Origin of the sequence: Leuconostoc sp. DB-1, assembly GCF_013414845.1 — a bacterium.
In the GTDB taxonomy this organism is placed as follows: Bacteria; Bacillota; Bacilli; order Lactobacillales; family Lactobacillaceae; genus Leuconostoc; species Leuconostoc mesenteroides.
The window spans coordinates 2,009,018-2,017,036 of sequence record NZ_JABFNJ010000001.1 but is presented as its reverse complement, the minus strand read 5'-3'; the positions used below and the strand labels follow the sequence as shown (position 1 = coordinate 2,017,036).

The 8,019-nt window shown below is 39.4% G+C and carries 10 protein-coding genes, 1 other RNA gene, 2 pseudogenes and 1 other annotated feature; all 13 genes and pseudogenes read right to left on the bottom strand.

The annotated features are described in order from the left end of the window. Positions 1 to 166: 166 nt before the first annotated feature. The 13 genes and pseudogenes from dnaX to HFP47_RS10070 all read right to left on the bottom strand — a co-directional run bounded on the left by dnaX (position 167) and on the right by HFP47_RS10070 (position 7,960). Positions 167 to 1,883: pseudogene (dnaX, locus tag HFP47_RS10980) on the bottom strand (DNA polymerase III subunit gamma/tau). A 138-nt stretch (positions 1,884 to 2,021) separates the two neighbouring features. Further along, positions 2,022 to 2,108, bottom strand: an RNA gene (ffs, locus tag HFP47_RS10125) — signal recognition particle sRNA small type. Between the two features lie 22 nt (positions 2,109 to 2,130). Further along, positions 2,131 to 2,649 (bottom strand): HD domain-containing protein, encoded by a 519-nt coding sequence (locus tag HFP47_RS10120; protein ID WP_011679167.1) that lies wholly within the window; start codon positions 2,647 to 2,649, stop codon positions 2,131 to 2,133. Between the two features lie 61 nt (positions 2,650 to 2,710). Beyond that, the gene (gene tadA, locus HFP47_RS10115; RefSeq protein ID WP_002815932.1) at positions 2,711 to 3,217 is read right to left on the bottom strand and encodes a tRNA adenosine(34) deaminase TadA; all 507 of its coding nucleotides are present in this window, start codon (positions 3,215 to 3,217) and stop codon (positions 2,711 to 2,713) included. An 81-nt stretch (positions 3,218 to 3,298) separates the two neighbouring features. Then, positions 3,299 to 3,828: pseudogene (locus HFP47_RS10110) on the bottom strand (class I SAM-dependent methyltransferase); the annotation flags it as partial. 99 nt (positions 3,829 to 3,927) lie between these two features. Next, the gene (gene rplL / locus HFP47_RS10105; protein WP_002815934.1) at positions 3,928 to 4,293 is read right to left on the bottom strand and encodes a 50S ribosomal protein L7/L12; all 366 of its coding nucleotides are present in this window, start codon (positions 4,291 to 4,293) and stop codon (positions 3,928 to 3,930) included. A gap of 45 nt (positions 4,294 to 4,338) precedes the next feature. After that, positions 4,339 to 4,875 carry a 50S ribosomal protein L10 gene (gene rplJ, locus HFP47_RS10100; RefSeq protein WP_011679164.1) on the bottom strand — a complete coding sequence of 179 codons (537 nt, stop codon included), beginning with the start codon at positions 4,873 to 4,875 and terminating at the stop codon, positions 4,339 to 4,341. A gap of 27 nt (positions 4,876 to 4,902) precedes the next feature. Next, positions 4,903 to 5,021: a sequence feature (ribosomal protein L10 leader region), on the bottom strand. 37 nt (positions 5,022 to 5,058) lie between these two features. Then, on the bottom strand, positions 5,059 to 5,751 hold the full coding sequence (gene rplA / locus HFP47_RS10095) for a 50S ribosomal protein L1 (protein ID WP_002815939.1): 693 nt from the start codon (positions 5,749 to 5,751) through the stop codon (positions 5,059 to 5,061). Next, the gene (gene rplK, locus HFP47_RS10090; RefSeq protein ID WP_010280693.1) at positions 5,751 to 6,215 is read right to left on the bottom strand and encodes a 50S ribosomal protein L11; all 465 of its coding nucleotides are present in this window, start codon (positions 6,213 to 6,215) and stop codon (positions 5,751 to 5,753) included. Before rplK ends, rplA begins: the two co-directional genes overlap by 1 nt. Positions 6,216 to 6,341: 126 nt before the next feature. Beyond that, positions 6,342 to 6,920: a transcription termination/antitermination protein NusG gene (nusG, locus tag HFP47_RS10085; protein WP_002815941.1), complete on the bottom strand. Its 579-nt coding sequence runs from the start codon at positions 6,918 to 6,920 to the stop codon at positions 6,342 to 6,344. A gap of 78 nt (positions 6,921 to 6,998) precedes the next feature. Continuing rightward, positions 6,999 to 7,175, bottom strand: coding sequence for a preprotein translocase subunit SecE (gene secE / locus HFP47_RS10080; protein ID WP_010293347.1), 177 nt, complete (start codon positions 7,173 to 7,175; stop codon positions 6,999 to 7,001). 10 nt (positions 7,176 to 7,185) lie between these two features. Continuing rightward, the gene (gene rpmG / locus HFP47_RS10075; RefSeq protein WP_071951773.1) at positions 7,186 to 7,335 is read right to left on the bottom strand and encodes a 50S ribosomal protein L33; all 150 of its coding nucleotides are present in this window, start codon (positions 7,333 to 7,335) and stop codon (positions 7,186 to 7,188) included. 40 nt (positions 7,336 to 7,375) lie between these two features. Next, on the bottom strand, positions 7,376 to 7,960 hold the full coding sequence (locus tag HFP47_RS10070; protein ID WP_011679163.1) for a TetR/AcrR family transcriptional regulator: 585 nt from the start codon (positions 7,958 to 7,960) through the stop codon (positions 7,376 to 7,378). Positions 7,961 to 8,019: the final 59 nt, after the last annotated feature.

The following is an 8,019-nucleotide window of genomic DNA, read 5'->3' as shown; positions in this document are numbered from 1 at the left end:
ATCTTCTTCATTCATACCTAATGTATAAAAGCTAGCCTTGTGGCCGTTTTGGGACCATGCCAGTAACTTCGTGTAACTATCTATTATTTAGCGATAGGTTCAGGGTATTGCATATTTTCAAAATGCCTCACGCGCACTGCGTTAAACATATTCCTTCCTATATTAATCAGTCAACGATATTCACGAGATCCTCGCCGAATAATTCTTTAGCCTCACTAACAATTTTAACTCCTTATTGCTTGATTCTTGCGGAGTTTTTGTAGGAATCGTTGATAAATGGGCAGCTTTCACTCGAGGCACATCTTCTAATTGAATTTGAGGTGTTTCGCCAGTTTTAATTTATTCACATACGATGCACGATCAAGGTCATTCGTCTTGTGAAATAAACACTAGTTCGCTTGGTAAATTCTGTGATTGTAGTTGCTGCACCAAGTGGTTTTGTAATGTAGCATCGTGTAGCGCCTGTTCTAATAACACAGGATAATCAAAAGCCAAGACTACAGCCTGTTCACTTGCTGCAACGGGTTCGGCTATGGTCAGCATTGCCTGTTGCGTAACATTAAATTGTCGCAATAAGTCGGACCAAGCGTTTTAACTCGTGCTAAGGCATCACGTTTCGCAGCAATTAGACTGCAAATACTGCATTTTGTCCAGTACGCACTAACAAATCCTCGTATTCAGCATTCTCTACAGCAGGCACTTCTACGGTGTTTTTTCTATTGCTGGTTCAACAACTTGTTCCTCATGAACTTCTGTATTTTTTGACGCTTTAACAATATCATCAATATTTTGAGGTTTTTCTTTAATCACGTTGGAGGATTGTTTTGCGGGTACAGTTTGTTCGGGTTCTGGCATAGACAGTTTAACAGTGAGTAGCTCCAAATATACATCACTCTGCATAGTCTGTAACAACTGTTTTGAATATCATCCAAAGTGACCATCATTTGCTGAATACGGGAAGTACCCAACTTGATTGTTAAGGCCTTCAAATCAGCCAATGGTGCCGTCGTTTTAATTAAATTTGGGGCAACTTCCGCTAACATCACATCACGCAACACACCTAACAAATCTGCTACAAAACGTACTGCATCTTTTCCTTCTAACAATATATCGTGTAGTGTCTGAAGGGCAGATTCTGTATCGTAATTACTTACTTGCTGCAAATAGTCACTAACTGTGATGCTGTTGTGGATCCGGTAACTTGCAAAGCATTTTCAAGCGTTACATGATCAGCGCCAAAGCTAACACTTGGTCCAAAATTGACAAAGCGTCACGCATCCCACCTTCTGCAACATTTGCAATAATATGAAGTGCATCGTCGTCAAACAAGACGCCCTCTTTTTGCAGAATTTCAGCCATCCTAGCTTGAATAGTGTCATTATCAATGCGTTTAAATTCAAATCTCTGCGTCCGAGATAAAATAGTTGCTGGTATTTTTTGTGGCTCCGTCGTTGCTAAAATAAACTTAACGTTAGCTGGCGGTTCTTCTAATGTTTTCAATAGTGCATTAAAAGCGCCCGAGGATAACATGTGAACCTCGTCAATAATATAAATTTTATATTCAGATTCTATTGGCGCATAATTTGCCCCGTCTCGAATGTTTCGAATTTCGTCAACACCGTTATTTGAGGCAGCGTCTATTTCAATAATATCAGGAATTTGTGAATCATCAGTTTCCGGCGCTATACCATTAACTTCACGTGCAAAATTTTAGCAGCTGATGTCTTACCAGTTCCACGAGGACCACTAAATAGATACGCATGTCCTGTTTGTTGCGTCGCTATTGCATTTTTTAGCGTCTGTGTAATGATTTTTTGACCAACCATGTCATCAAAAGAACGTGGTCGATAGACGCGATACAATGCTTGATATGCCAATTTCATCACCTCCATATATCATTGGTAAACATGTTTGGTGCTACTTGTCGGCTATATGTTTTATATCATATTGGGTTCTTAGTTTGCATAAAACCACCGATTTATAACATTTGTTTTTATAAAAAAGACCGCTAAGCGGCCACTTATGTACACAAGCACAACATCGAACAACCTTAGGGCTGCTACATTCCTGTCCTGACCCGGTTCGAGAGCCGACATTTGCCTGCTTTATATTATATCTAATTTTGTGACTTTAAGCAAATACAGATACAAATTTCGTTGCCAATTTTTCTTGCCACTTAAAATAAGTCAGATAAGTTTTAGGAATTAGGTATTCATTAACTGCCGCAAAATCATCAACCAATGAAACAATCCAACTTTCCCGATACTTTGGTAAGGCAATTGTTGCACCAAACATGTGTTTTACAATAATATCAGCTTCTTTATCGCTGATATTTGTAATTTTACGCGCATTTTTCAACGCAATACGTGGATGAACATAAGCATGTGATCCCTCGTCAAACTTTGTTACGCGCCAATCATAGTAAAACAAATCATGAAGTAAACCTGCTCGTGCAGTTGCCACTTCATCAGCACCAATCTTCTTTGCGATTAAATATGATTGGTATGATACAGAAATTGAATGAGTTAAACGGTTAGAAAAATGATGTTGTGTATAGAGTGCCAGTTGTTGCACTTCTTCATGCTGTAACAAATCATCAATAATATTTATATAGTCCTTATCAGTACGCCATGCGTTCGGATTTTGCATTCATTTGCCTCTTTTATTTCTACATGCTATTATAAACTTTTTTATGTTAAATAGCAATTATTTACTTTGCAATTGCTTTACGAATTTTACGTTTCGCACGGATGTTGCTAAAGAAACGCTGCAATAATAGACCAGATTCTTCACCACGTATGCCTTCGTACACTTTAACCATATGATTCAACCGATTATCCTCTAATAGAGAATATAGGGAGCGCGTAGCACCACCTTTAGGGTCATTAGCACCATAATAAACAACCGGAATGCGTGCATTAATAATTGCGCCAGCACACATGATGCAAGGTTCTAACGTCACAAATAATGCTGTGTTTTCTAACCGCCAAGACTTAAGCTTTGTATTGGCAGACTCGATTGCTAGTAATTCTGCATGGGCAGTGGCTAACTGATCCGCCTCCCGATGATTGTGCGCACGCGCAATCATCTGGTTTTCATAAACTATAACAGCACCAATTGGCACTTCACCTTCACTTTGAGCAATTTTAGCTTCGTTCAACGCCTCTTGCATGAAATAATCAATTTGTTCGTCACTAAATGCTGGTATTTGTGCCATAAGTGCTCTCCAAAATGTAATATCCCTTGTTTTATGAATCACCTTAGCATTACCAAAAGCAAGTGACATATTTTTTTGAGCCGAAGGTGCGCCTTGCTTCTTTTGCAACACCGCAATTAACTTTCCGCCATCTTGTAAATAGTTAGCTGCTTCTTGAAGCATTGCAGTCACAACTTGCTTTCCAGCGCGAATTGGTGGATTAACCAAAATCAGTGCATATTTATCACTAATACTTGCGTAAACATCCGACTTAAAAATATTCACTCGTTGAGCAACACCGTTTTGTTGGGCATTTTGCGTGCTAAATCTAACGCTCTTTCATTAACATCAACCATATCTACATGACGCTGATATGCTTTTGCCACAGTAAGACCTACAGGACCATAGCCTGTTCCTAAATCCAGTACCTTCCCAATAGGTATACTTGTTTTTTCTAAAGCATCCAACATTGTTCTTGTCCCAAAATCAACGGTAGATTTTGAAAACACGCCACTATCCGTTGTAAAATGCAATTCATGCCCTAGCAAGTCAAAATCAAAATTTTGATAATGATGTTCTGCGTTGGGATTAGCTGTAAAATACTGTTCTCCAGAAATGTTCTTTTCTGTCATTGTACTAGCTCCTTTAGATTAAAATAATAACTGCCTATAATATGTATTATGTACAAAAAAAGAAGTACAAAAGTACTCCTTTTTTTATGTTGAGAAAGATTACTTCACAGTAACTGAAGCACCAGTTGCTTCCAAAGATTCCTTCAATGCGTTGGCATCGTCTTCACTCAAGCCTTCTTTAACAACTGAAGGTGCGTTGTCAACTAAGTCTTTAGCTTCCTTCAAGCCCAAGCCAGTTGCTTCACGAACTGCCTTGATAACCTTAACCTTAGCAGTACCTGCTGAAGTCAATTCTACGTCAAATTCTGACTTTGCTGCGGCAGCACCGTCAGCAGCACCAGCAGCTGCTACTGGAGCTGCTGCTGAAACGTTAAATTCTTCTTCGATAGCTGAAACCAAGTCAGCCAAGTCCAAGATCGTTGCATCCTTCAATGATGCGATGATCGCGTCTTTATCAAAAGCCATGATCTAAATCCTCCAAATGATTTTTTATGTTTTTTTAGTTAAATATTATTCAGCATCCGTTGATGCTTCTGCAGCAGGAGCTGCAGATTCCTCTTCCAACTTGTCTTGCACTGCCTTAACAGCATATGCAAATGAACGAATTGAGAATTGGAATTCTGCCATCAATTGACCAAGCAAACCTTCACGTGAAGGCAATGATGCATACTTGTTAATGTCATCGATATTAGCGATAGTGCCGTCAACGACACCACCCTTGATTTCCAAGGCTTCGTTTTCATCAGCAAACTTTTTCAAGATACGTGCTGGTGCAACTGCATCATCGTTTGAAAAGGCAACTGCTGAAGGTCCGGCAAAGATGTCGTTCAATTCAGCGTAACCAGCTTTCTCAGCAGCACGTGTCAAAACTTTGTTCTTGATAACTTCAAGAACAACACCTTCTTCACGCAATTGATGACGTAATTCAGTAGATTGAGCAACTGTCAATCCACGAGGGTCAACAACAACGGCAGAAGCAGCTGCCTTAAATTGGTCAGCAATTTCTTCAACTTTTTGTGCTTTAACTGCAATAGCTTTTTCACTCATAATGATATATCTCCTTTCTTTAAATTTATTTTGCAAAAGAAATCCCGTGCGCTAGAAGACACACGGGAAAAGTTTTTTTAAACTTCCTCGGCAGGATATTAAGATGCAAGCATCACCTGAGTCTTAGGCAAAATGGATTCAATTACTTAATAAATTTTACCAAACGAAGTTGATAATGTCAAATTACAATGTATTAATATCCAACGTTACGGCTGGACCAAATGTTGATGAAATTGACACGTGTTGTACGTAAGTACCCTTAACAGCAGCAGGACGAGCCTTAAGAACTGTTTCGGCGATTGACTTAATGTTTTCAGCCAACTTACCTTCTTCAAATGATACACGACCAACAGGAACTGCGACGTTTCCGTCACGATCTGTACGGTATGTTACTTGTCCGCCCTTGGCATCTGAAACAGCCTTAGTAACGTCCATTGTAACTGTGCCAGTCTTAGGGTTTGGCATCAATCCCTTAGGACCCAATGCACGACCTACGCGACCGACTTGAGCCATCATATCAGGTGTAGCAACAGCTACATCAAAGTCTAACCATCCACCTTGGATACGTTGTACCAAATCAGCAGCACCGACAACATCGGCACCAGCAGCTTCGGCTTCTTTAGCCTTATCGCCTTGCGCGAAGACAACGACTGTCTTATCTTTACCTGTTCCGTTTGGCAACACAACAGCACCACGCAATTGTTGGTCTGCTTGACGTGTGTCAACGTTCAACTTGAAAACTACTTCAACAGAAGCATCGAACTTAGCAAAGTCAATTTCTTTTACCAATGAAACAGCATCGTTTAAAGCATAAGCTTTTTCAGCTTCTACCTTTGCAACTGCTGCTACATAATTTTTACCATGCTTTTGAGTCATTATTCTGCGTCCTCCTTGATTGCTGTACCTTCAACAGTCAAGTCAACACCGTCAACAGTTACACCCATTGAGCGTGCTGTACCTTCGATCATACGCATAGCGTTTGTAATATCGTTAGCATTCAAGTCAGACATCTTGTTTTCCGCAATAGCACGGATTTGGTCAAGAGTAACGTTTCCAGCCTTCTTTGTGTTAGGTTCACCTGAACCCTTACCAACAATCTTACGTAATTGATCAGCTGCAGGTGGTGTCTTTGTGACGAATTCGAATGAACGGTCATCAAAAACAGAGATTTCAACTGGAATAATTGATCCAGCTTGGTCTGCAGTACGCGCATTAAATTCTTTAGTGAATTGCGCAATGTTAATACCAGCTTGTCCCAATGCGGGTCCAACTGGTGGTGCCGGCGTTGCTTTAGCGGCGGCAATTTGTAGCTTAACTACATTTACAACTTTTTTAGCCACGATATTTTCCTCCTCGTGTTGTGGTGAAACACAGCTTTAGTGCTGCTCCCACGCATGTCAATGACATACCATAACATCATAACAGAAAACGACCAAAAACTCAATGCTTTTAGTCGTCTTTTCTAATTATAAAGAATCTAACGTTGTATCAACATCTGAAAAGTCTAGTTCTGTTGGTGTTTCACGTCCAAACACTGCTACAGTAGCTTCCAAAGTTTGCTTTTCTTGATCAATAGAGGTTACTACGCCTTCCATACCAGAAAACGGTCCAGAGATAATCTTAACTGTTTGTCCTACTGCAACATCCAAATCAACTTGCTCACGTGTAACCATACCCATACGCTTCATAAGCAAATCGACTTCTTCAGGAAGCAAAGAATTTGGCTTTGATCCGGCACCATGGGAGCCTAAGAAACCAGTAACACCTGGTGTGTTACGGACAACATACCAAGCCTCGTCTGTCATATTATCTTCATATGGCGTCGCCATTTCTACTAATACATAACCTGGAAAGTCGTTTTCAACAGTTTGCTTAGCTTCACCGTCTTGGATGGTTGTAACTTCTTGTTCGGGAACCAAGATACGGAATATTTGCTCTGACATTCCCATTGTTTGTGTACGTGATTCTAGGTTAGCCTTAACCTTGTGCTCATACCCTGAATATGTATGCACAACGAACCATGATTTTTCAATTTCTTCAGACATTGTTTACCCCTTTTCAAAATAAAAAAGAACCCATCAGAGTCCTTGGTATCAGTAATTATTAGTATATCAAAAAAAAAACTATTTCGCCAGTAAGAAGTTAAATCCTTGTTGCAATAGCCAATCTACGCCACCTAAGAACAACGCAAAAATAATCGATACAGTAATAACTGTAATTGTTTCCTTAGATGTCTGTTCACCTGTTAACCAAGTGACATTTTTCATTTCCTGTGCAACGTTTTTAAAATAGTTAATCATTTTGAATCCCTTATTTTGTTTGTTGATGTAATGTATGCTTGCCACAGTGTTGACAAAACTTACTTACTGACAAACGTTCTGTTCGATCTTTTGATAATGTTACTGTGTAATTGCGTGATCCACAAACTGTGCACGCTAATGATACTTTGTGACTAGCCATCGGACAGCCTCCATATTCTTCTAGTATCATACCATTGATACTATTTTTTTTCTACCCCATATAAAATGAGGTCCAACAATTGTTGAATTCTTTCACGCATTGTTATTTGTTCGCCCAGTGAATGAAATTCACCAAACAGTGGCGATAAGCTAGTAATGTAAAATGAGCTAGCTATTTGTGCATCAACATTATCACGCAACTGTATACTTTCAAAAAATTGTGCAATTGGACCGACGTAATCCCGTCCAAAAATCATGCCCAGTTTACTTCGGTGCGTTGCTGATAATGAATCAAAACTGTCATGTATTAATCTAAATACATCACGTGGATGCCGAAGTACAATAACCTGTGTTAAATCAACCAGTTGATCGATTGGTTCAGCATACGTTTGTGATAAAATACTTTGCATATCCGTATAGGTCGACTCGCCAACACGTGAAATTACTTCAACAAATAATGACTCCTTATCACCAAAATGATGATACAAAGCGGGTTGGCTAATGTTTACTTTCTTTGCTATATCTCGCGTTGTTGTTTGCTCAAAACCCTTTGATAAAAAGATTGTTGTCGCCGCTTCAATAATCTGTTGACGACGATGTTCATTTTGTGAAATTACTTGTACCATGAACTTCTCCATTGCAGGGCTAAAGTATTTATTAATAAATTTTTTAAATAAATCTAAGT

Excerpts from the sequence above, each read along its gene's own strand:
- HFP47_RS10120 (WP_011679167.1), bottom strand. The coding sequence starts at position 2,649 with ATGCAAAATCCGAACGCATGGCGTACTGATAAGGACTATATAAATATT.
- tadA (WP_002815932.1), bottom strand. The coding sequence starts at position 3,217 with ATGGCACAAATACCAGCATTTAGTGACGAACAAATTGATTATTTCATG.
- rplL (WP_002815934.1), bottom strand. The coding sequence starts at position 4,293 with ATGGCTTTTGATAAAGACGCGATCATCGCATCATTGAAGGATGCAACG.
- rplJ (WP_011679164.1), bottom strand. The coding sequence starts at position 4,875 with ATGAGTGAAAAAGCTATTGCAGTTAAAGCACAAAAAGTTGAAGAAATT.
- rplA (WP_002815939.1), bottom strand. The coding sequence starts at position 5,751 with ATGACTCAAAAGCATGGTAAAAATTATGTAGCAGCAGTTGCAAAGGTA.
- nusG (WP_002815941.1), bottom strand. The coding sequence starts at position 6,920 with ATGTCTGAAGAAATTGAAAAATCATGGTTCGTTGTGCATACATATTCA.
- secE (WP_010293347.1), bottom strand. The coding sequence starts at position 7,175 with ATGATTAACTATTTTAAAAACGTTGCACAGGAAATGAAAAATGTCACT.
- rpmG (WP_071951773.1), bottom strand. The coding sequence starts at position 7,335 with ATGGCTAGTCACAAAGTATCATTAGCGTGCACAGTTTGTGGATCACGC.
- HFP47_RS10070 (WP_011679163.1), bottom strand. The coding sequence starts at position 7,960 with ATGGTACAAGTAATTTCACAAAATGAACATCGTCGTCAACAGATTATT.